The sequence below is a fragment of the Vibrio sp. HM8-C genome, assembly GCF_058630515.1.
In genome coordinates this window covers 133,729-156,176 of the sequence record NZ_JBMMKS010000010.1, presented here as the reverse complement: position 1 = coordinate 156,176, position 22,448 = coordinate 133,729, and the positions used below count along the sequence as shown (strand labels likewise).

Annotated in this window: 17 protein-coding genes; 10 read left to right on the top strand and 7 right to left on the bottom strand. The window is 43.7% G+C overall.

Going from position 1 to position 22,448, the window contains the following annotated elements; translation table 11 throughout:
* Positions 1-144: 144 nt before the first annotated feature.
* The 3 genes from uxaC (at position 145) to ACOSVQ_RS13070 (ending at position 4,614) form a co-directional block, all read left to right on the top strand.
* Positions 145-1,557 (top strand): glucuronate isomerase, encoded by a 1,413-nt coding sequence (gene uxaC / locus ACOSVQ_RS13080; RefSeq protein WP_491982986.1) that lies wholly within the window; start codon positions 145-147, stop codon positions 1,555-1,557.
* A gap of 99 nt (positions 1,558-1,656) precedes the next feature.
* Positions 1,657-3,117, top strand: a complete 1,461-nt coding sequence (locus ACOSVQ_RS13075; protein WP_491982985.1) for a tagaturonate reductase — start codon at positions 1,657-1,659, stop codon at positions 3,115-3,117.
* 9 nt (positions 3,118-3,126) lie between these two features.
* Complete coding sequence (locus ACOSVQ_RS13070; protein WP_491982984.1) at positions 3,127-4,614, top strand: UxaA family hydrolase; 1,488 nt, start codon at positions 3,127-3,129, stop codon at positions 4,612-4,614.
* A 127-nt stretch (positions 4,615-4,741) separates the two neighbouring features.
* Here ACOSVQ_RS13070 and ACOSVQ_RS13065 read toward each other — a convergent pair whose 3' ends face one another.
* Positions 4,742-5,491 (bottom strand): GntR family transcriptional regulator, encoded by a 750-nt coding sequence (locus ACOSVQ_RS13065; RefSeq protein ID WP_491982983.1) that lies wholly within the window; start codon positions 5,489-5,491, stop codon positions 4,742-4,744.
* Between the two features lie 197 nt (positions 5,492-5,688).
* Here ACOSVQ_RS13065 and ACOSVQ_RS13060 point away from each other — a divergent pair, with 197 nt between their 5' ends.
* Entirely contained in the window at positions 5,689-6,375 is a 687-nt protein-coding gene (locus tag ACOSVQ_RS13060; protein WP_491982982.1) for a DNA-3-methyladenine glycosylase I, read from the top strand.
* 91 nt (positions 6,376-6,466) lie between these two features.
* Here the strand turns inward: ACOSVQ_RS13060 and yghU are convergent, their stop codons facing one another.
* Positions 6,467-7,327: a glutathione-dependent disulfide-bond oxidoreductase gene (gene yghU / locus ACOSVQ_RS13055; RefSeq protein ID WP_491982981.1), complete on the bottom strand. Its 861-nt coding sequence runs from the start codon at positions 7,325-7,327 to the stop codon at positions 6,467-6,469.
* 288 nt (positions 7,328-7,615) lie between these two features.
* The gene (locus tag ACOSVQ_RS13050) at positions 7,616-8,419 is read right to left on the bottom strand and encodes a MetQ/NlpA family ABC transporter substrate-binding protein (RefSeq protein ID WP_491982980.1); all 804 of its coding nucleotides are present in this window, start codon (positions 8,417-8,419) and stop codon (positions 7,616-7,618) included.
* A gap of 215 nt (positions 8,420-8,634) precedes the next feature.
* Here ACOSVQ_RS13050 and ACOSVQ_RS13045 point away from each other — a divergent pair, with 215 nt between their 5' ends.
* Together ACOSVQ_RS13045 and ACOSVQ_RS13040 are read left to right on the top strand one after the other, a co-directional pair.
* Positions 8,635-9,351, top strand: a complete 717-nt coding sequence (locus ACOSVQ_RS13045) for a glutamine amidotransferase (protein WP_491982979.1) — start codon at positions 8,635-8,637, stop codon at positions 9,349-9,351.
* A 103-nt stretch (positions 9,352-9,454) separates the two neighbouring features.
* Entirely contained in the window at positions 9,455-10,378 is a 924-nt protein-coding gene (locus ACOSVQ_RS13040) for a GGDEF domain-containing protein (protein ID WP_491982978.1), read from the top strand.
* 76 nt (positions 10,379-10,454) lie between these two features.
* Here the strand turns inward: ACOSVQ_RS13040 and ACOSVQ_RS13035 are convergent, their stop codons facing one another.
* Positions 10,455-11,579 carry a M14 family metallopeptidase gene (locus tag ACOSVQ_RS13035; protein ID WP_491982977.1) on the bottom strand — a complete coding sequence of 375 codons (1,125 nt, stop codon included), beginning with the start codon at positions 11,577-11,579 and terminating at the stop codon, positions 10,455-10,457.
* Between the two features lie 105 nt (positions 11,580-11,684).
* On the bottom strand, positions 11,685-12,605 hold the full coding sequence (locus ACOSVQ_RS13030; RefSeq protein WP_491982976.1) for a LysR family transcriptional regulator: 921 nt from the start codon (positions 12,603-12,605) through the stop codon (positions 11,685-11,687).
* A 130-nt stretch (positions 12,606-12,735) separates the two neighbouring features.
* Between ACOSVQ_RS13030 and ACOSVQ_RS13025 the strand changes: the two genes are divergently transcribed.
* The 3 genes from ACOSVQ_RS13025 to ACOSVQ_RS13015 all read left to right on the top strand — a co-directional run bounded on the left by ACOSVQ_RS13025 (position 12,736) and on the right by ACOSVQ_RS13015 (position 17,754).
* The gene (locus ACOSVQ_RS13025) at positions 12,736-13,491 is read left to right on the top strand and encodes an SDR family NAD(P)-dependent oxidoreductase (protein WP_491982975.1); all 756 of its coding nucleotides are present in this window, start codon (positions 12,736-12,738) and stop codon (positions 13,489-13,491) included.
* A 212-nt stretch (positions 13,492-13,703) separates the two neighbouring features.
* The gene (locus ACOSVQ_RS13020) at positions 13,704-15,878 is read left to right on the top strand and encodes an esterase-like activity of phytase family protein (protein WP_491982974.1); all 2,175 of its coding nucleotides are present in this window, start codon (positions 13,704-13,706) and stop codon (positions 15,876-15,878) included.
* A 148-nt stretch (positions 15,879-16,026) separates the two neighbouring features.
* Positions 16,027-17,754 (top strand): S8 family serine peptidase, encoded by a 1,728-nt coding sequence (locus ACOSVQ_RS13015; protein WP_491982973.1) that lies wholly within the window; start codon positions 16,027-16,029, stop codon positions 17,752-17,754.
* Between the two features lie 60 nt (positions 17,755-17,814).
* Here the strand turns inward: ACOSVQ_RS13015 and ACOSVQ_RS13010 are convergent, their stop codons facing one another.
* The gene (locus ACOSVQ_RS13010) at positions 17,815-19,008 is read right to left on the bottom strand and encodes an acetate/propionate family kinase (RefSeq protein ID WP_491982972.1); all 1,194 of its coding nucleotides are present in this window, start codon (positions 19,006-19,008) and stop codon (positions 17,815-17,817) included.
* A 323-nt stretch (positions 19,009-19,331) separates the two neighbouring features.
* Positions 19,332-21,323 (bottom strand): TonB-dependent siderophore receptor, encoded by a 1,992-nt coding sequence (locus ACOSVQ_RS13005; protein ID WP_491982971.1) that lies wholly within the window; start codon positions 21,321-21,323, stop codon positions 19,332-19,334.
* Positions 21,324-21,453: 130 nt separating this feature from the next.
* Here ACOSVQ_RS13005 and ACOSVQ_RS13000 point away from each other — a divergent pair, with 130 nt between their 5' ends.
* Positions 21,454-22,434 carry a helix-turn-helix domain-containing protein gene (locus ACOSVQ_RS13000; protein WP_491982970.1) on the top strand — a complete coding sequence of 327 codons (981 nt, stop codon included), beginning with the start codon at positions 21,454-21,456 and terminating at the stop codon, positions 22,432-22,434.
* The last annotated feature ends 14 nt before the right edge of the window (positions 22,435-22,448 follow it).

Here is a 22,448-nt window from a genome sequence, read left to right as displayed (position 1 = left end):
AAAGTATGATCACCTTTAAACTTTTGACAAAAATCACCCGAAATCCGTTTATAATTTAATCAAAACTCTACTTAAATCGTGTTTATTTGGCTTTTTTGAGTTTAATATCGCACACAAATGGTAGAACAACTAAGGGTTACATGTATGACATCTTTTCTTTCGGAGGATTTTTTACTCCACAATGAATTTGCAAAACGTCTTTATCATGAAGTAGCAGCCGATTTACCTATCATCGACTACCACTGTCACTTGCCGCCACACCAAGTCTCAGAAGATTATCGTTTCAAAAACCTGACGGACATTTGGCTTCGCGGAGACCACTATAAATGGCGTGCGATGCGTATTAATGGCGTAGACGAGCGTTTCTGTACTGGCGATGCAACGGATAAAGAGAAGTTCTTAGCGTTCGCACGTACAGTTCCATACACCATTGGTAACCCAATTTATCATTGGGCTCATTTAGAGTTACGTCGCCCATTTGGAATCTCTGGCATGGTGTTAAATGAAGACACAGCAGAGCGCGTATGGAATGAAACCAACGAAATGCTGGCTACACCTGAGTTCTCTGCTCGTTCAATCATGCAGAAAATGAACGTAGAAATGGTTGGTACGACAGATGATCCAATCGATGACCTAGCAGCACATAAATTGGTGGCGGAAGATAAGAGCTTCCCAGTACAAATGCTGCCAAGCTGGCGCCCAGATAAAGCGTTCAACATTCATCTAGAAACCTTCCCTGCTTATATGGAAGCACTGTCTAAAGCAGCGGATGTTGAAATTGCTCGCTTTGCTGACCTTTGTTCTGCACTAGACAAACGCCTGCAACACTTCGCAGACCACGGCTGTTGTGTCACTGACCACGCTCTGGATACGGTTTGTTATGAAGATTCCACCGAGCAAGAGCTTGATGCGATTCTTGCTAAACGCCTAAGTGGCGGCCAAGTAACTGAATTTGAAACAGCTCAGTTCAAGACTGCGGTATTGGTATACCTAGGCAAAGAATACGCAAAACGCGGTTGGGTACAGCAGTACCACATTGGCGCACTGCGCAATAACAACCAACGTATGTTCAAACTTCTTGGTCCAGATACCGGTTTTGACTCAATCAATGATGGCTTAGTAGCTATGCCTTTGGCTCGTCTTCTAGACGCGCTTGATCGTGATAACGCACTACCAAAAACCATCCTTTACGGTTTGAACCCACGTGATAACGAAGTTCTTGCAACCATGTGCGGCAACTTCCAAGACGGCAGCATCGAAGGCAAGATTCAATTCGGTTCTGGTTGGTGGTTCAACGACCAAAAAGACGGTATGGAGCGTCAGATGACTCAGCTTGCACAGCTTGGTCTACTAAGTCGCTTTGTCGGTATGTTAACAGATAGCCGCAGCTTTATGTCTTACACCCGACATGAATACTTCCGCCGTATCCTTTGCCAAATGATTGGTAAATGGGTTGAAGACGGTGAAGTGCCAGCTGACTTTGAACTACTAAGCCGCATGGTTCGCGATATCTGTTACTACAACGCGAAAAACTATTTCGGTATTACCGCTAAATAATCAGACTCTCTGTGGTTGCTGTTTGCAAGTGAACAATTGGCTCTAAATGAACCGTTAATTCTAAAAGCAGCAACCGCAGCATATCGACAGGTAACTATTATGAAACAGCTAAACCGAGATACCTTTCCCGGCCCATCTTACCCAACCAAAATCATTCAATTTGGTGAAGGTAATTTTTTACGCGCATTCTTAGACTGGCAAATTGACCAGCTTAACGAACACACTGATTTCAATTCAGGTGTCAGCGTTGTTCGTCCGATCGATACTGATTTCCCGCCAAGTTTGAATACCCAGCAAGGTGTTTACACCACGCTAATCCGAGGTCTGGATGAAACAGGTCAAGCAGTATCACAATCACGTGTTATCTATTCTGTTAACGAAGAGCTGTCTGCGTACTATGATTTCCAAGCACTACTAGGGCTTGCTCGTAATCCAGATACTAAGTTTGTGTTCTCAAATACAACAGAAGCAGGTATTGCATTTGTGGAGAGCGATCTTCTTGAAGATTTGCCACCGAGCAGCTACCCAGCAAAACTGACACGTATGCTTTGGGAACGCTACAACCACTTTGAAGCGGATGAAGACAAAGGTTGGATCATCGTTCCTTGCGAACTGATTGATTACAACGGCGAGTGCTTGAAAGAAATTATCTGGCGTTACATCGAAACGTGGAATCTACCAATTGAGTTCAAAGAGTGGGTAGAAGCGGCGAACACATTCTGTTCAACACTGGTTGACCGTATTGTTACTGGCTATCCAAAAGATGAAGTAACCGAGCTAGAAGCAAAACTTGGCTATAAAGATACCTTTATGGTGAGTGCGGAGAACTTCTATTTGTTCGTGATTCAAGGACCACAATGGCTAAATCAAGCACTGTGTCTGGATCAACTGAGCCCAGAACAATCGCTCAACATTAAGATTGTTGATGACATCAAGCCCTACAAAGAACGTAAAGTCGCGATTCTTAACGGTGCACACACTGCCCTTGTGCCTGTGGCATTCCAATCTGGTATTGATACCGTTGGTGAAAGCATGGCAGATGGACAAATGGCGGCATACCTGAAAGAAGTGATGTTCTCTGAAATCATCCCTACTCTTTCGCTGCCAAAAGATGAACTGCAAGCCTTCGCTCAAGATGTGGAATATCGCTTCAAAAACCCTTACATCAAGCATCTGCTATTGTCGATTTCATTAAACGGTATGACAAAATTCAAAACCCGAATTTTGCCTCAGTTGCTGACTTATCAAAAAACAACCAACCAGCTTCCTCGTTATTTAAGTTTTGCGCTAGCGGCTTTGATCACTTTCTACCGTGGTGAGCGTGAAGACGGAAACTACCCTCTAAATGACGACCAACCTTGGCTTGATCTGTTCGCAAGCGAGTGGCCAAAAGTCACATCTGGCGAGCAAAGTTACTCTGCATTGGTTGAAACTGTACTAGGTGATGCAGTTCATTGGGGTGAAGACCTTAATAAAGTTCCTGGTTTGACAGAATGCGTCACTGCACATGTTGAACGTATTTGCCAACTTGGTATGCGACAAGCACTCGCTGGCTGTTAAGGAGACACTATGAACTCTCTGATCAAAATACATCCAGCAGATAACGTAGCAGTTGCATTGAAAGACTTGAGTGCAGGCACAACAGTTGTTGTAGATGGACAGGAAATGACTTTGCATGAGGATATTCCTCAGGCTCATAAAGTCGCTCTGCAAACCTTTGCTCAAAATGATCTGATCATCAAATACGGCTGCCCTATCGGCCATGCGTTGCAAACGATTGAACTTGGCCATCGTGTCTATCAGGACAACATTCGTACTAACTTGAGCGATCTCAACGAATACCAATACCAACCTGATTTTCAAAATGTGATTAGCACATTGGAGAACAAGCCAGTAAACATTTACCGTCGTGCGAATGGTGATGTCGGTATTCGTAACGAGCTTTGGATCATTCCAACTGTTGGCTGTGTTAATGCCATGGCTAACATGATGAAGAAGCAGTTTGAGTCTGAAGTCGACATGTCTGCTATCGACGGCGTGCAAGTGTTTACTCACCAATACGGCTGTTCACAGCTTGGTGATGACCACAACAACACTAAAATTCTGCTGCAGAACTTGGTGAAGCATCCGAACTCTGGCGGTGTTTTGGTCGTGGGTTTAGGTTGTGAAAACAACCAAGTAAATGCTTTTAAAGACACACTAGGCGAATACGATGAAGAACGTGTCCAATTCATGATCTGTCAAAAGCAGGATGATGAAGTGGAATACGGCGTTGAGATGATGAAAAAGCTCTATGACGTGATGTCGAAAGACCAACGTGTTCCGGGGCATCTCAACGAAGTTCGCTTTGGCTTGGAATGTGGTGGCTCTGATGGCTTCTCTGGCATCACAGCCAACCCTCTACTAGGTCGCTTCTCCGATTACCTTGTTACTCATGGCGGTACAACCGTACTGACTGAAGTACCTGAAATGTTTGGGGCAGAACATATTCTGATGAGCCGCTGCGCAGACGAGAGCGTGTTCGACAATACCGTATCGATGATCAATAACTTTAAGCAGTACTTTATCGATCACAAACAACCGATTTACGAAAACCCATCTCCGGGTAACAAAGCTGGCGGCATTTCTACACTGGAAGAGAAATCTTTGGGTTGTACGCAAAAGGCTGGCTCAAGTCAGGTAATGGATGTTTTGAAATACGGTGAACGCTTGACCAAACCAGGTTTAAACCTACTGAGTGCTCCGGGTAACGATGCTATCGCGACCTCGGCTCTTGCTATGGCTGGTTGTCACATGGTGCTGTTCAGTACTGGTCGCGGTACTCCTTATGGTGGCCCTGTACCGACGTTGAAACTGGCAACCAACAGTGACTTGGCTCGTCGTAAACCACACTGGATCGACTTTAACGCTGGCACTTTGGTAGAAGGAACGCCTATGGATACGCTGCTTGAGCAGTTTGTCGATAAGGTGGCGGACTTTGTCAATGGCGAACCGACGCGCAACGAAATCAATGAGTTCCGTGAAATCGCAGTATTCAAGAGTGGCGTAACGCTTTAATAAGCAGCTAATCACCTCTGGCAATACCAACAATAAAGGCTACCTACCGGTAGCCTTTAGTTTTAGAACTCTTTGTGATTTTTAGTGAGAGAACCCCGTCAGTCACCATATCTTCTTATGGTGTACCTTATGACGTAGTAATTGGACTTTCTGAGAACAAGAAACGGTCATAATCGTCGTTAGAAGCATCGAACAGCATCGTTTTGGTGTTCTCAATATGGTGCCATGTCGCCTGACGCGCAGCCACTGGGTCACGTTTAATCAGTGCTTTAACAATCTCATCGTGATCACTGCACCAACTACGAATCTTGTTGTCTTCGATATGCTCATGAAGCTTCTTCCAATAAGGGTTATTTTCACGATGTTTCGACAGCATTTCCGCAATATGCACGACGACCGAGTTTTGTGTGCAGCGAGCCATTTGAATGTGAAATTCAATATCCCAGTAGGAATCACGTGAGTAATCGTCTTGCTTTGCTTGCTCTTGGATTTTCATCAAAGCAACCAAATCTTGTTTGGTCGCTTGAGTCGCAGCGAACTCTGCAATATTGCTTTCAAAGAGCTGACGAGCTTGCAACAACTCAAATGGTCCACAGGTCAACATGAAACCAAGGTCACCAGCTGCTTGCGCAATGTCTGGCACTACGTTATCGACTTGCGTATTAATGACTCGGATACCCGAACCCTTACGCACTTCAACATAGCCTTCCACTTCAAGCATTATCATTGCTTCACGAATCACAGTCCGACTGACTTCCATCTGCTCAGCGATCACTCGCTCCGCGGGAAGCATATCCCCAACCTTGTACACGCCATTGAAGATTTCTGTTTTAAAGTGATTGGCGATTTTCTGATAAAGCTTAATATTCGGTTCCATATTAATCTCTTAAACCACTTGTTATACCAATTTGATTTCAGCTTAACATAGATAACATTCCAATCCCTAGCTAAAACTTTGGTCCAATTTCAAAATTTTTAAAATGACTCGCGCCACGTCTCATTACTGTTTCACGTGCCGATTGCCAACCCGTTTGCTAGTATTTTGTTTCTTCAGCCAAACAAGAGCCTTCGACCATGACTTTCGAGAAATTTACCTCCATTTATCAACGCGCTGCCGAACGCAAAGGCGGTGAAGATCAGCTAGAGAAACTGCTCAAGATTCCATTGAGTAAAACCGAGCTAGCCGCAGTTCCTGAAGATCGTTGGTTATCAGCATTCAGCATGAAGGTGTTTCAATCGGGGATCTCTTGGGATGTAGTTAGAAAGAAATGGCCAAACTTCGAAGAATTATTCTTTGGATTTAAAATAGAACCGCTACTGATGCTTTCTGACGAAGTATGGGAAGAAAAAGCGCAAGACCCACGCATTATTCGCCATCTAGCGAAAGTCATGTCCATTCCACGTAACGCTCGTATGATTTATGAAGCCAGAGCGGAGCACGGCTCTTTTAGTCAGATGGTTGCTGAGTGGCCTTTGGAGAACATTACGGGTCTATGGGAATACATGAAAAAGCACGGTGACCGTCTAGGTGGTAATACGGGGCCGTACACGCTTCGTCAAATGGGTGCGGATACGTTTATTTTCTCTACCGATGTAGAAGCCTATCTTCGCAATACTGGAGTCATTGACAGTGCGAAGACAACCAAGCGTGCAATGACATCAGCCAATCAGGCATTCTGCCAGTGGCAGCAAGAGTCCAACCGCACTATGAGTGAAATCAGCCAGATCATTGCCTACAGCACCGGTGAAAACAGAATCTAATTATCATTGGTTTTTCTAGTTCTGTTCGATGAAATAGAAAAGAGAGAGCATAGCCCTCTCTTTTAAATAATCCGGAGCAATCAAGCTTTATCTATTTAGGCTGCTTGCTCAGTACTGCATCGATGTCAGCGGCGCTGTGTCGTTCATCAACACGTTCCCACTCTTCACCCATAGTGCGGTTTACAATACGTCCGCGTTGCACAGCTGGACGCTCAGCCATCATCTTCGCCCAACGTTGCACATGTGTGTATGACTCGACATCAAGGAACTCGCCTGCGTTGTAAGCTTTACCTAACGCTAGATTGCCATACCAAGGCCAAATCGCGATATCCGCAATGCTGTATTCCCCGCCAGCAATAAAGGTGTTTTTTGCTAGCTGTTTATCCAGTACATCCAGTTGACGTTTTGCTTCCATCGCAAAGCGGTTAATCGGATATTCAAATTTCTCTGGTGCGTACGCATAGAAGTGACCAAAGCCACCGCCAAGATATGGCGCAGAACCTTGTAACCAGAATAGCCAGTTCATCACTTGAGCTCGTGCTGCACCTTCTTTTGGCAGAAGATGACCAAACTTCTCAGCAAGATAAAACAGAATGTTGCCTGACTCGAATACGTTTACAGGCTCTGCACCTGAACGGTCAACCATCGCTGGAATTTTAGAGTTTGGGTTTACAGCTACAAATCCAGAACTGAATTGGTCGCTGTCGCCAATGCGAATCAGAAACGCATCGTACTCAGCTTCCGTCACCCCAAGAGCAAGCAGCTCTTCAAGCATGATGGTTACTTTCTGCCCATTTGGCGTACCCATCGAGTAAAGCTGGATTGGGTGAGAGCCCACTGGAAGTTCTCTTTCAAAACGAGCACCTGAATCAGGTCGGTTAATACTCGCCCATTGACCACCGTTTTCGCTGTCCATCGTCCAGACTCTTGGTGGGATATATTCACTTGCCATGGTTTATCCTTCTCTAAATTTACGTATTCGCTTTTGGTTCACGTATCCGGTCTAAGTTTGCGTAATGGAATTACGACGACTTACTTTATGACTATCTGCTTTGTGGCTAACTAAGATATAAGGGCAAATTATTGCAGATAAAGTCTTTTACGAATTTTTAGTTATAACAATAAATTATGGCAAGGGAGAAGAAATTATATACGCGGGATAAACAACGAAGAGTAAGAAACAAGAGAAAAAGAAAAGGTATTCCCGCAACGACGGATGTCACTGCGGGAATCTTAAGCATTAGAAGGCAGGTTCAATCGTGCCATTAAAGGTTTGTTGCATGAAATCACGAATCGCTTGTGACTGATAGATTTCTACAAACTTTTTGTACGCCGCGTTATCTTTGTCTTTTTCACGACTTGCAATCACCATGACCGCTAGTGGTGCTTGCTTAGATTCTAGGTAGATACCTTGTTTCTTCGGATCAAGACCCGCAGACATAACGTAGTTCATCGTAATAGCGGCGGCATCAACATCATCAAGTGTACGCGGCAGTTGAGCTGCATCTACTTCGAGAAACTCAAAATTTTTCGGGTTTTCAACGATGTCATTTAGGGAAGCTTTAAAGCCCACATCTGCGCGTAGCGTTATCAAACCTGCATCAGCAAACAGCAGTAAACCACGGCCACCGTTTGTTGGGTCATTTGGAATTGCAACACGAGCGTTCTCCGGTAACTCTTCTAATGATTTGTATTTATTAGAGTAAATACCCATACGCATTAGAATAGATTCACCAATAGAAACAAGGTGAGAACCTTGGCTCTTGTTGTAGTTGTTTAGGAAAGGTAGGTGTTGGTAGCTATTCAAATCGATGCTGCCATCTTCCAATGCTGCGTTTGGCGTAATGTAATCCGAAAACTCAACAACTTTCACTTTAAGACCTTGCTTGGCAGCTTCTTTCGCTACCGCTTCAACAACCTGTGCGTGTGGACCTACAGTTGCACCAACCGAGATTTCATCACTCTCTTTCTGGCCGCATGCTGCTAGACCGAAAACCAAAGAAGCCACTAAACCCAACTGAGTGAGTTTTTTATATCCGTTCATAAAATTATCCTTACCTAAACAAAAGACGTATAGCCGTCTAAACAGCTATATTATCGATGGTTAGATAATATGCAACTAAAAGTTCGCTATAAGATATTCACTTCTACACGTGTTGGTTTGCTATGCCAATTCGCTACAACTTTAAATAGCCATTGAACTCATATTTTCTTTTCTCTAAATTAGCCAAATTATCAGGAAGGCAGGAAAAGGAATTTATGAAGACGCTATTGATAGTCAATGTTGGGCAAGCACCAGAGCAACAACTAGAAAAATACGGTGATTTTGAGTTATGGGCGCAACGTGCCATTAGCGAAGTCGATATCAACATCTCTTTCTTAGACGGCGTTAATAACGCATTGCCTGCTTATGACACTTTAGCTGGAGTAATCATCATGGGTTCGCTTGCCATGGTGACAGAGAAAACAGACTGGATGTTAAGGCTCTCAAACAACATCATCGAACTAACCGAGAAACAGATCCCTCTGCTTGGTATCTGCTTTGGGCATCAACTAATAGCCCAAGCGCTTGGTGGCATCGTAGATTACAACCCTAAAGGTCTGGAAATTGGAACCGTTGAGCTAGAAAAACTAGCAAGCGCAAGCAGCGATCCACTGTTTGAACAAGTACCACCTAGCTTTGCTGCGCAAACGGTGCATTTTCAATCGGTACAACAACTCCCACCTAACTCTGTTTGTTTGGCAAAAAGTGAACTCGATGACCATCATGCCTTCCGAGCGGGAAGCTGCACTTGGGGCGTACAATTCCACCCAGAATTTACCAGCGACATTATGCGAGACTCTGTCAAAGGTTTGAAACAAGCCATAGCTGACAATTTTGATAACAAACTTGAACAGGTTGCCGAAACCGAGCAGGCAAAGCAGATTTTGGTTCGGTTTGCTCAAATGTGTAAATCACACTCTGATCAACAATAAGTCTTCAAAATATGAGCTAAAATAGCTTCAATAACACCACCTTTGTTTCTTTAGAGAACGCTCACGTTCCGGATAAAGGTGGTACTTAGTGAAGGTAGAGCATATGGCTAAAGAGTATGATGAGTGCGAAGAATATGCTGCTGTAATTTCAGCTCTTCCAGACATGGTCTTTGTTCTGACCGAGTCTGGGCGATATGCCGCTATTTTTGGCGGAGAAAACTCTGACCTCTACCACGACGGCTCATCACTCAAAGGGCTTACCCTTGCCAACGTACTTCCGGACGATAAAGCCAATTGGTTCAAAGACCGCATCAAAGAAACTCTTGAGGCAGATTGCGTTATGGTTTTTGAATATTCTCTTTCCGTCAATGATGTCGAAACAGTAGACGCTAAGTCTGGTCCATCTGGTGAACAACGATTTGAAGGACGAGTAAGCCCTTTAAAATCATTACGCTATGGCGAACGTGCCGTTGTTTGGGTTGCACGAAACATTACTGCTCGTCATCATATTGAACAGCAACTTATCTATCAATCCGAAGTGGACGACCTTTCTAAAACGCTAAATCGACGAAAGTTTTTCGAACACCTCTACGATGCTTTTTATACTTTCAAGCGATATCACGAGAACTACTGCTTCCTGATGGTTGATATCGATAATTTCAAACGAATTAACGACTCTTATGGGCACAGTCTAGGCGACGAAGCGATACGAAAAGTTGCAGACATATGCAAACTCAAGATCCGTAAAACTGATGTAATTGGTCGCTTAGGCGGAGACGAATTCGGCATCATTCTGAAACACACCGCAGAGATTTCCCCTGTTGCTTTTGCTGAAAGGTTAATCGAAGCGGTTTCAAATACGTTGTTGCACGCCGAACTGTCAGACACACGTGTGTCGATCAGCATCGGCTTAAGCCATTTCAAAGATTCCGATGAAGGTATGGAAGAGATATACCACAGAGCCGACCTCGCTCTTTATGATGCGAAGAGAAGAGGCAAGAACCGGGTATCCGCGCAACTCAATTAATTACGCCAGAACGAATCCAGTAGTTAGTCCAATAAAACAAAAAGGCACTCCGTTGTTATTGGAGTGCCTTTCTACGTTATAGGTGGTCGATAACGGCAGGAATCGCAGCAAGGACATCCTGACCAAACGCCACACTGCGTTCAGGTGACCAGCCGTAAAGCTCATCAGGATGGCAGTTGTGGTCTTTAAATGGCATTTCAAGTGTGTAAGACAAACACTGGAACTCTTCCGCAACCCAGTTAGAACCAACCGTTAAGTTCGCTTTACCCGGTTCATCTTTGTCATAACCAAACTCGTCCTGAAACTCAGGCGTGATAAAGGTTAATGCTTGCTTAAACAGAGCTTCCAAGCTTGCCATTTTTTCGTTGTAACTTGGAACACCCTCTGCGCCAGCCACAAAGTTATATGGGATCGCTTCGTCGCCATGAATATCAAGGAACATATCAACGCCCGTTTCGATCATACGCTCGCGCACATAATACACTTCAGGGCTTTTCTCTAGCGAAGGCGTTTGCCATTCACGGTTTAGGTTGACACCAATCGCATTGGTTCTCAAATGCCCACGCACGCTACCATCTGGGTTCATGTTCGGCACAATGTAGAACACAGCTTTCTCGAGCAATGCATTAGCAACGGTGTCGGTGTTATCCAACAAGCGCTGTAGCAAACCTTCAACAAACCATTCAGCCATCGTTTCACCCGGATGTTGGCGTGCAGTGATCCAGATATTTTTCTTCTCACTGCTCGGCTCACCAATGGTTAATAGGCTGATGTCTCGGTTATCCAGTGTTTGACCTAACGTTTGCAACTTGGTTTGAGGATGCATTTGAGCTTGGTGTAACAAGTCTAAATGACGCTCGTAACTGTAAGGAGCAAAATAGGCGAAATAGATAGAGTCATACTCTGGCAAAATAGAGAAGCTTAGGTTGTCACCATCATAAGTAGCCGGTACACGAAACCACTCTTCTCTATCATAAGAAGCGACCACATCGAAGCCATTCCAGCCTTCTGGGTAAGCTGATTTCGCCAGATTAGCAATGCGGAATTTGTGTTCAGTGTTCGCTTCACTTTCTACACGAAAGAAGAACCACTGAGCGATTTCAGTTTGGTTATCACGTTTGATGGTGAGTTGAATATCTTCACGATTCTCTGCGCTGACAACGTCAATATTGCCTGCGTCAAAATTACTAAATATCTTCATAAAGTCACTATATGGTTCGATCATTTGGTGGTTCGGTAATTTGGTTGTTCGGTGTTTTGTCTAATCTATCAATATAAACCATGGGTTAAAAGAACGTTCTAGAGATTACAAGTTTGTCTCTTTTCTATTGTGGTTCATCCTTTCAAATAGGCGGCTTATCCAATCGATGAACTCCCGTATTCTTCTTGGCTGTTGATGTCTCGACTCATAGAGCACAGACATCGTCATTGGTTTACAAACATAGTCGCTGAGCACTTCTATAAGTTCACCTTTGGCGATCTGCTCTTGAACACCCCACTTAGGTAACTGAATGATACCCAACCCACTCAAACAGGCAGACAAATAAGCATCCGTTGTACTCACAGAAATTAAGCTTTGGGTTGAAACGAAATAATTCTTGCTGTTTTTAACGTATTCAAAGCCACTTGCTGAAATGCCCTGTTCTGGAGAGTAATCCACCACAAAGTGCTTATACAGCTCATCCAATTGAGTCGGTAAGCCATGCTTTTCAACGTAGCTTGGACTAACACAGTTGACCATTTCAATACTGCCCAAATGCCGCGCCACAAGATTGCTGTCTTCCAATACTCCACCACGAATGACGCAATCGATCCGCTCTTTGATCAGGTCAATACGGTAATCCGCTCCTACTAACCTAAGCTGCGTTTTGGGGTGAAGTTCAAACCACTCATGAAGATTCGGAGCTAATACCGTCGAGAAGAATCGACTGGGCATATCCACTTTGATGACTCCACTTAACTCGTTACTTTCTCTCTGGAACTGATTTTCCAATCCTTCCAGTTCATCAATCAGCCGTTGGCTATGGGACAGATAACGTTCACCGGCTTCCGTCAACGAAACCTGTCTTGTGCTGCGTCTAAGTAACCTTGTTTGTAAGTGCTCCTCAAGACGACTCACCGAAGTTGAGATTGCCGATTTTGGTACACCTAGCTGATTGGAAGCCTGAGTAAAACTGCCGGTTTGAGCAACCGCAATAAAGCGCTTCATTGTTTCGATTTTATCCATACCGCCTAATCCAACAACTTATATTGTTCGTGATATATGAACAGTGTTATCTGATTGAGCGTATTTTTCAACCCAATACCAAGGAGTAACTTATAAATGAACCCAACAACACAGCTCAAAAGGTAACAAGATGAACAAAATTGCTTTAATCACTGGCGGTAGTCGTGGCTTAGGAAGAAGCGCAGCAATTAAACTGGCAGAAAAGAACATCGACATCATTTTCACCTACCACAGCAACCAACAAGCAGCGATGGAAGTTGTCGAAGAGATTCAGAGCAAGGGACAAAAAGTAGTCGCTCTGCAATGTGATATTCGCGATACATCTACGTTTGACACTTTCGTTCAGTCACTAAAAACTATCTTGCAGGAACAATTCTCGCGTTCTGATATTGATTATCTGTTTAACAACGCTGGGACTGGTTTACATGCAACGATTGAAGAAACCAGTGTTGACGACCTTGTAGAAATGTTTGATACACATGTAAAAGGACCGTTCGTTTTTACTCAAAAAATGCTTCCGCTGGTTAAATCAGGTGGTCACATCGTCAATGTTTCTTCTGGCTTAACACGCTTCTCTTTCCCAGGCTCTGCGGCTTACGCAATGGCAAAAGGCGCAGTCGAGGTGATGACACGCTATATGGCAAAAGAGTTTGCTGCCAAAAACATTCGTGTGAATACTTTGGCTCCTGGCGCTATCGCTACCGATTTTAGAGGTGGAGCCATTCGCGATAGCCAACAGGCGCAAGCCATGGTTTCGTCAGTTACCGCACTAGGCCGAGTAGGTGAAGCTGACGATATTGGAAAAATCATATCCTCTATGTTTAGTGAAGGTTTTGATTGGGTAACAGGACAACGAATTGAAGCATCTGGCGGTATGATTCTTTAGTTCACGATACGAAGGGCGTAGTTTGACTATGCCCTTTTTCAATTCAATACACTGTTTGATAAACAGTTTCTAACTCATTCGTGTGTAATTTAAAAGTAAGCGTGGCGTTGCAGATCCAAACGGTGTAAACATAACGACATAAAACTCTCATGCAACTGACACACAGCCCATCTAGCGTGATCGGCTAAGTCTTAAATAACTAGGAATAAGGCATGGAAGTCAAACATTTAAAAACTACATTTATTGCAGCAGCGATTGCTGCAACTTGTTCTATCGCGCATGCAGAATCTTTTCAACGCATCTCAACATTTGCGGTCGCAGATAACATTCCTGCGGGCAAAGAAAAATCATCGGTAACGTCTTCAGAGATAATCACGGCTTCGGAAGATGGGAATACCTTGATCTATTCCGACAGCCCAATGGGTGGCATTGGATTTATCGATATCAAAAATCCGAAACAACCTTTGGCATCTGGTTTTCTCGACCTGCAAGGTGAACCGACATCAGTAGCGGCAATAGGAAATTTTGTTGTTGCAGGTGTAAACACATCCAAAAGTTACACAGAGCCTTCAGGCTATTTGGCAGCCGTGTCAATCACCAGCCATAAACTGATGCAGAAATGTGATTTAGGCGGGCAACCAGACTCGGTTGCGGTATCGAAAGATGGTCGTTTTGTCGCTGTGGCTATTGAGAACGAACGCGATGAAGAGCTCAATGATGGTGAATTACCGCAAATGCCTGCTGGTTATCTTTCTATCGTCCCAATTAAAAACAATAAGCTTGATTGCGATGGCATTAAGAAAGTTGATTTAACGGGTATTGCTGAAATAGCGCCGTCAGATCCTGAACCAGAGTTTGTGGCTTTCAACGAGAAAAACGAAATTGCTTTAACTCTGCAAGAGAACAATCACCTTGCGGTCATTGATGCGGAATCGGGAAAAGTCATAAACCATTTCTCTGCAGGTACAGTTGATCTAAACAACATCGATATCAAGAAAGACGGTGCGCTCACATTTAGCCACTCTCTGTCGAATGTTCGTCGCGAACCTGATGCGGTGAAATGGCTCGACAATGATCGATTTGTAATAGCAAACGAAGGCGACTACAAAGGTGGTGCGCGTGGATTCACCATCTTCAACAAAGACGGAAAAGTGCTGTTTGAAAGCGGTGCGAGCTTTGAATATGAAGTGGTAAAAGCAGGCCACTATCCAGAGAAACGTTCTGGCAAAAAAGGGGCTGAGCCAGAAGGTGTTGAAGTTGCTAAGTTCGGCGACAATACATACCTATTTATCATGTCTGAACGCGGTTCAATCATGGCGGTTTACCGTGATACTGGCGCTGAACCAGAACTTGTTCAAATGCTACCTTCAGGCATTGCTCCTGAGTCAGCGATAGCGATTCCCAAACGAGGACTGATTGCTACAGCAAACGAAGAAGACCTAGGCAAAGATAAACTAGCTCGTTCACACGTCATGATCTATCAACTAAGTGATAAAGAACCAACCTACCCTATGATTCAGTCGACTATGGATAACAACGGTCGTCCTATCGGTTGGGGGGCATTATCTGGACTGGCTGCCGACCTTACTCAGGCAGGAACTCTCTATGCCATCAGCGACAGTTTTTACTCCGCTCAGCCGGCAATATTTACTATTGATGCAAGCCAAACTCCGGCTCTGATCAAAGATAAGATGATTGTCACTAGTGGTGGGCATGCGGCTGAAAAACTCGACTTGGAAGGCATCGCAGTGGATCCAAAAGGTGGTTATTGGCTCGCGTCTGAGGGTAATGCTGAGAAGTCTGTTCCTCATCAACTACTTCATATAACGAATTCAGGTGCGATAGACCAAACAGTACCTTTCCCTGAAGAGCTGCTTCAATACCAAGAGCGATTTGGTGCCGAAGGTATTGCTATACATGGCGACACTCTATGGGTAGCCATTCAACGTCCATGGAAAGATGATGAGAAGAACACTGTCAAACTGCTTTCTTATAATACGCAGAGTAAACAATGGGGTGCAGTTAAATACCCATTAGAAACGGCCAAGAAAGGATGGATAGGCTTATCTGAAATTACTATTTACGGTGATAATGCGTACCTTCTTGAACGTGACAACCAACTCGACAGCGATGCGAAGGTGAAACGTCTTTATAAAGTTGCGCTCTCAGAACTCCAACCTTCACCACTCGGTTCTGCATTACCAACCGTGAAGAAAACATTAGTTCATGACTTTCTTCCAGATCTGAAATCGACTAACGGCTATGTGGTAGACAAGATCGAAGGCTTTACTATTGATGCATCCGGACAAGGTTATGCTGTGACCGACAACGACGGTGTAGATGACAGCAGCGGTGAAACACTGTTCTTCAAAGTGAATCAGTTCTAAGCTCAGATTCAGCTCAGATTACCAAGCGAGCTTTCATGGGCTCGCTTTTACTTTTTCCCACCAAAGTAGCACTTTAGTATTAGAACCACTTGCTCACTTATTAACTATACTATCAGTAATCTCTTAATTAAGTTTAAGGAGAACAATCATGATAATCATGCGCAATGTTCTGCTGTTACTGCTAACAACCTTTTTTATTTCAATCAGCTATGCTCAAAATTCTGACGCACTAAGCAAATATATTGTGGTGATTAAACCCAGTTCTTCCCCTTCAGAAGTTGCTTCACAAGTCGCACAACAAGCAAACGGCCGAGTTGGATACGTGTATGAAAATGCCATACAAGGTTTTTCTATTTCACTACCAGAGCAAGCTCTAAATGGGATCTTAAAAAACCCCAACGTCTTGTATGTTGAACAAGACCTACCGATAACAGCATTTGCACAAACCACTCCAACGGGTGTTGAAAGAATATTTGCGAATAGCTCAGCTTTGAGCATCGACAATAACGATGACCTAAGGATTGATGCTGATGTCGCTGTGCTTGATACCGGTATTGATGTAGATCACCCAGACCTAAATGTGGTTGGGGGAGCAAACTGTTTGAACTACACAGGCAAATCGCCTCTGTATCGAACTTACTTCTGTGATCCTTCAATTAGCCATGATGATGATCATTATCATGGGACTCACGTCGCTGGGACAATTGGAGCTTTGGACAATAATATTGGTGTTGTAGGTGTAGCTCCGGGCGTACGTTTATGGGGGGTGAAAGTGCTTGATTCATCCGGTTCTGGCTCACTTTCAGGCATCATCGCTGGTATCGATTGGGTAGTGAAGCAAGGCAATATCGAAGTCATCAACATGAGCTTAGGTGGCAGTGGACAAAGTAGCGCAATGAACAGTGCTATTGAAACGGCATTCAAAAGTGGCGTGTTTGTTGTTGTCGCAGCCGGGAACTCAAATGCTGATAGCGCAGGTTATACCCCTGCAAACGCTCCTTATGCGTTTACAGTTTCAGCGCTTGCTGATTTTGATGGAGTAGAAGGTGGCAATGGCTCTGCTACATGTAGATCAGACGAAGATGACACGCTAGCTAACTTTAGTAACTGGGGACAACCCGTCGACATTGCCGCTCCCGGGGTATGTATTACTTCGACCTATCCAATCGAGCGAGGAAGCTATGGAACGATCAGCGGCACATCAATGGCATCGCCACATGTAGCAGGTGCAGCCGCACTGTTGGCAAGTAACGATACGCCACCTGATGAGATAAAAGCTACGCTGATCGCTATGGGAAATGACAACTGGGAAGACACAAGCTCTGACGGAGTGAAAGAGCCACTCCTTGATATCCAACTTGACGAATTTATCCCTAAACTAATTCCCAAAAATACCAGTAACGATAACATCCCACCAAATGCACAATTCGATGCTGTTTGTGCGGAACTAACATGTACTTTTGACGCGTCTGCCTCAACGGATAGCGGTGGAACTATTGTTTCTTACGAGTGGACTTTTGGCGATAGTTCCGAAGGATTTGGTGAAATTGTCAATCATGTGTACGGCGCTTACGCTTCCTATAACGTGACTCTAACAGTTACAGACGATCAGGGGGCAATGGATGTATATGAGCAGAGTGTGATTGTCAGTGAAGCTCCAACTATCGTTACGCAAAGCATCAACAGTGGCAAAACGTGGACAGCTGTCGTTTCGTATAGCTCAGGAGATAAAATATCTGGAGAGTGGGTTGGATATAGTGATTACTCATGTACTCTTGTCGATGAATGTGTTCTAGATAAAATATCTAAGAAAAAAGGGAGCGTTACGTTTATTGATTATGCAACTAATCAGTCTGTGACGATCTTAAAACCATAAATTATTTCAGCCACAAAAAAGCGAGCCAATAGGCTCGCTTTTTACTAACACGATTTGAACTTATAGAAGCGCAACAGATTGTTGTGCGATTACGAATTCTTCATTGGTAGGGATAACCATAACCACTGCATTTAGCAATTCAGATTTGCCGATGATACCTGCATTACCAAAACGAGCATCTTCGTTACCTTTCACATCTTCAACAAAGCCTAGTAGTTTTAGGTCGTTCAAGATTTCACGACGAATATCAAGTGAGTTTTCACCGATACCGCCAGTAAAGATAATCGCATCTAAACTATCTAGTGGAATCATGTATGAGCCGATGTATTTAGCAACACGGTAAGTGAACACTTCAAACGCAAGTTTTGCACCAGCGTGACCGTTTTCCATCGCTTCAAGAATGCCACGAGCATCAGAAGTTAAGCCAGATACACCAAGGAAACCAGACTTCTTGTTCAGTGTGTTGAACACTTCTTCCTGAGTCCAACCTTTCTTCAATAGGAACTCAATGATACCTGGATCAAGGTCCCCAGAGCGAGTACCCATCATTAGGCCTGCAAGAGGTGTAAAGCCCATTGAAGTATCTACTGATTTGCCATTGCTGATTGCGCACACAGATGCGCCATTACCAAGGTGAACAGTGATGAAGTTTGATTCATCAATCGGCTTGTTCAGCATTTTTGCAGCTTCACGGCTAACAAAGTAGTGGCTAGTACCGTGGAAACCGTAACGACGGATACCGTACTTCTCATACAGTTCATGAGAAATTGCACCAGTGAATGCTTTTTGCGGCATAGTTTGGTGGAACGCGGTATCAAATACAGCGAATTGAGGAAGGCTTGGGAAAGCCTGCATTGCAGCACGAATGCCTTTTGCGCCTGCCGGGTTGTGGAGCGGTGCTAGATCCGACAAGTTTTCAATTTCAGTCAGTACTTCATCATCGATACGAACCGTTGAAGTGAATTTCTCACCACCGTGAACGATACGATGACCTACTGCAACTAAGTCTTTTGTAAATCCCAAGCTTTCCATCAAACCCACAATACGATTAATTGCATGTTGATGATGATTGTCCGGAGCCGTAATCGCCTCTTCGGTTTTCTTTCCCTGATATTTCCAACCAAGAACTGCTTCAGGAAGGCCAAAGCATTCCCCTAAACCAGTAACCAACGCTTCACCGTTCTTTGAATCAATGACTGCAAATTTTAGTGAGGAGCTACCAGAGTTGATAACCAACACATACGAGTTCGACATGGGGCTCTTTCCTGTATCCGACAATGAGTTTGAAGCTAACGCTTCGTGTGTTTGCTTGCATCCATTATTCAATAATTTTTTAATCTTTCAACTTTGTTTTAATTTTTTTATGCAACTCTTACGATTTTTTTTGATCTCTAGCAAAATTTCATTTCTTTCGATGTATGAAATATTTAATCTGTGCTTAACACCAACAATCGCCTACTAAACGAAAAAACCGCCCACAAATTAATACAAGCGGTTGAATTACCTAGCCTATTATTGTTAGTGATTTTCTCACCAATATGCCACTAGACACTGTGAGTCAAATTGATTCAACTTGATTAGAATTGATACGCTGCAGATATTTTATAGCTTCTACCTGGTTCGTAATCATCGGTTGTCGTTCCATTTACAGCCCCGAGACGTGAAGCATGTGATATATACAGTTCATCAAAAATGTTTTCGATACCCACTGTTACGACCAAATCGGGAACTTGATGCGGTGTCCATTTGGCATGCATACTGTGAACGTCATAACCTTCTTTGATTGCAGATCCAGACATAACGTTATCTTCGTCAACAACAACTATCGACGTCCAACCAAACAGCATGTCTATAGAATCTGCTTGGTAACCCAAGCTAAGTGCAAAACTGTCGCCCATATCAGCACTCGCACCATACGAGTCAGGCATTGGTCCACCGTTAGTCACATCGTTTGCTTCTGAGCGAGCATAAGAGAGCTTGGAGCTAAACATATCATAGGAATAAGTAGTACTTACCTCTAACCCCTTAATTTCCATATCTCCGGCGTTGCTGATGTTATATGTAGCTGAACTGGAATCCCAATCGGTTGAGATGTAATCGTCAATTTGAGTTTTAAACACTGTTACATTCATGCCCAACAGATGCTTATCGAATCTCTTATCAAACCTTACACCTACTTGGCTGTTCAAACCTGTTTCGGCTTTAATATCGTCCGCCAAATACGCCACATCTTGATATCTGACAAAAGTCTCAAGCAACTCAGGACCTTTAAACAAAGAACGTGCATTTGCAAACAGCGTCCAATCTTTAGTCACATCCCATTCCGTTCCAAGTGACCAAGTCACATCGTCAAAGCTTTTGTCGGACGTCACGGCTTTACGCTCAAAGTCATCAAAACGCAATCCAGCCGTTACTGACCAAGCATCTGTTAGATTGAGGCGATTCTCTGCAAATACGGCGGTAGAAATCGTCGACTCTTCCATGAATTGTGTGCCGCCATAAGCACTTTCACTGGTTTGATCGATATAGTCTGCACCATAGGTGACTTTATTGTTTAAGCTCGCCAGTTCGTAATCAGACTGAAACTTTACATTCACACCGATGTTTCTGTTTGTCGCAGTGTTTGTAGATTTGCGAACAGGAGCCCAGCGGCTAGTGATGACTGACTCATCTCGGATGATCTCTGTCTCACTGCTATATAAAGTAACCTTACCTTTGTGCTTTTCCGTGTCTAACTCATAAGATCCAGTAATAGTATCCCTGTCATATTGAGTTGGGATGAGTTCTTCCCCTGTTAACGACAAGTTGGCACTGCCTGCCATATCAGGACGTGGACTATAGTCGCCTTTATCGCGATAAACATCGTAGGAAAGTTGAAATCGATGCCCAAGTGCAGGCTCAAATCCTACCTTACCTAGTACATTGTAGGTATCACCATCAGCACCAATGGTTTCGTCCCCTTTGCCGTCTTCGAAGTTGTCACGCGATATCTGCTGCCCATAAATCATTGCGTCGACTTTATCACTCAGTTGGCCATAGACAGTTACCGAGCCTTGTTGATTGGCATTCGACGCATAACCAGCAAATACACGCGCACCAAAGGATTCATCGTAACGAAGAAGATCTTTTGCATTTTTAGTTTCAAAGTAGACTGCACCACCCAATCCACCGGAAACAACGGAGTTATTTCCGACTTGAATATCCGCGGATTTCAGAATATCTGGATTCAACGTTAGGCTGCCAATATGGTGAAACATATTTGCATGCTGAGAAGCGCCATCTAAACGAATGTCTAAATCGCTTTCACCGAGACCACGAATGTTTATACGTTGGTTAACAGAGTGAGTACCGCCAACATCTACGCCGGGTATGTCTCGTAATAAATCGGACATATGGTCCGCTTGTTTCACAGATAGATCATCCGTTGTTAGGGATTCAGAGTTACTCGATACTTTTGTCCCCCACACAACAACTTGTTCAGGCTGAGCTTCTTCCTGTTGAGCAAATACTCCGCCACTAAGCACTGATGTAATTGCTAAACATACCACTGACTTCTTATTCGGATACATATCCTTTATTTCCTTACATTCACACATAAAATACAAATGATAATCGTTATCACAAATGTTAATATTTATGGCATGAAGTAGGAATACGAAAAACTTATGCAAAATCGTATAAGAGTTATGGGATTTGATGATGACTGAAAAATCAGCAACAAGAGTACAGCCTTTTAAGAAGGTCCTTTTAACGCAAAAAGTGAATGGACAAGCTCAACAAACCATAGTGACCAAGCGCAAAAACTCATCACTGTCTCTTGCTCAAGGCGAGTTTATTAGCCACACCTGCGATGGCATATTCACACTTCATGGTGGAGATATCCATGAGCTAGAGGACTCACAAGTTGTTTGTACCAGCCAAGCGGCGACCATCATTACTCTGTTGATTAAAGGCAGCATACAATTTGGTTATGACGACTTAGAATTCAGCCTGAATGCGCAATCCCAACCTCAGGCTCTTATTGTAAATCTGGCGAAGCCTTGTAACTTTCATCGCCGTTTGGTCAAAGACAACCATGTAGTGAAACTCAACTTAGCAATATCCCCTCAATGGATAGCAAATCGAATTAAGCGGAAATGCCCTGCAAGCCATTTTGTATCCACACACAAAGCCTCAACAGTGCTGCAATTTTCGGATGAAATGTTAGATGTTACCCACACTGTGCTGCATCTTCATTCCCCTAAAACACTGAAAGATTTTGTCCAACTTGAAGCCAGTTGCCTTACATTGATCCAGATGTGTATTGAGCAAATAACGCAATTCCCTGAATCTGATTCTATTCAGAACTCTGCAACTTACAGTGATTCAATAGATCGAGCGATCCAATATATTGAAGAACATCTCTCAGAGAATATCCCCATAGGAAAGTTGGCTCAACATATGGCTATGAGCGTGTCGAGCTTACAAAACAAGTTTAAGCATCAACTTGGAATGACCATAGCAAACTACACTCGTGATCGCCGATTACACGTCGCACGCAAACACTTGGAAAAAGGCTATAGCAGTATTACTGAAGCCGCTTATGAAGCGGGATACCAACATCCGTCTAACTTTTCTGCGGCATTTAAAAAAGCCTTTGGTGTATCACCTCAGGCTTTCCTACAAAACAACCAAGATTAAATCAGGCTAAAAAA

Excerpts from the sequence above, each read along its gene's own strand:
- ACOSVQ_RS13030 (WP_491982976.1), bottom strand. The coding sequence starts at position 12,605 with ATGGATAAAATCGAAACAATGAAGCGCTTTATTGCGGTTGCTCAAACC.
- ACOSVQ_RS13070 (WP_491982984.1), top strand. The coding sequence starts at position 3,127 with ATGAACTCTCTGATCAAAATACATCCAGCAGATAACGTAGCAGTTGCA.
- ACOSVQ_RS13015 (WP_491982973.1), top strand. The coding sequence starts at position 16,027 with ATGATAATCATGCGCAATGTTCTGCTGTTACTGCTAACAACCTTTTTT.
- ACOSVQ_RS13025 (WP_491982975.1), top strand. The coding sequence starts at position 12,736 with ATGAACAAAATTGCTTTAATCACTGGCGGTAGTCGTGGCTTAGGAAGA.
- uxaC (WP_491982986.1), top strand. The coding sequence starts at position 145 with ATGACATCTTTTCTTTCGGAGGATTTTTTACTCCACAATGAATTTGCA.
- yghU (WP_491982981.1), bottom strand. The coding sequence starts at position 7,327 with ATGGCAAGTGAATATATCCCACCAAGAGTCTGGACGATGGACAGCGAA.
- ACOSVQ_RS13050 (WP_491982980.1), bottom strand. The coding sequence starts at position 8,419 with ATGAACGGATATAAAAAACTCACTCAGTTGGGTTTAGTGGCTTCTTTG.
- ACOSVQ_RS13060 (WP_491982982.1), top strand. The coding sequence starts at position 5,689 with ATGACTTTCGAGAAATTTACCTCCATTTATCAACGCGCTGCCGAACGC.
- ACOSVQ_RS13010 (WP_491982972.1), bottom strand. The coding sequence starts at position 19,008 with ATGTCGAACTCGTATGTGTTGGTTATCAACTCTGGTAGCTCCTCACTA.
- ACOSVQ_RS13000 (WP_491982970.1), top strand. The coding sequence starts at position 21,454 with ATGACTGAAAAATCAGCAACAAGAGTACAGCCTTTTAAGAAGGTCCTT.
- ACOSVQ_RS13035 (WP_491982977.1), bottom strand. The coding sequence starts at position 11,579 with ATGAAGATATTTAGTAATTTTGACGCAGGCAATATTGACGTTGTCAGC.
- ACOSVQ_RS13045 (WP_491982979.1), top strand. The coding sequence starts at position 8,635 with ATGAAGACGCTATTGATAGTCAATGTTGGGCAAGCACCAGAGCAACAA.
- ACOSVQ_RS13075 (WP_491982985.1), top strand. The coding sequence starts at position 1,657 with ATGAAACAGCTAAACCGAGATACCTTTCCCGGCCCATCTTACCCAACC.
- ACOSVQ_RS13040 (WP_491982978.1), top strand. The coding sequence starts at position 9,455 with ATGGCTAAAGAGTATGATGAGTGCGAAGAATATGCTGCTGTAATTTCA.
- ACOSVQ_RS13065 (WP_491982983.1), bottom strand. The coding sequence starts at position 5,491 with ATGGAACCGAATATTAAGCTTTATCAGAAAATCGCCAATCACTTTAAA.
- ACOSVQ_RS13020 (WP_491982974.1), top strand. The coding sequence starts at position 13,704 with ATGGAAGTCAAACATTTAAAAACTACATTTATTGCAGCAGCGATTGCT.
- ACOSVQ_RS13005 (WP_491982971.1), bottom strand. The coding sequence starts at position 21,323 with ATGTATCCGAATAAGAAGTCAGTGGTATGTTTAGCAATTACATCAGTG.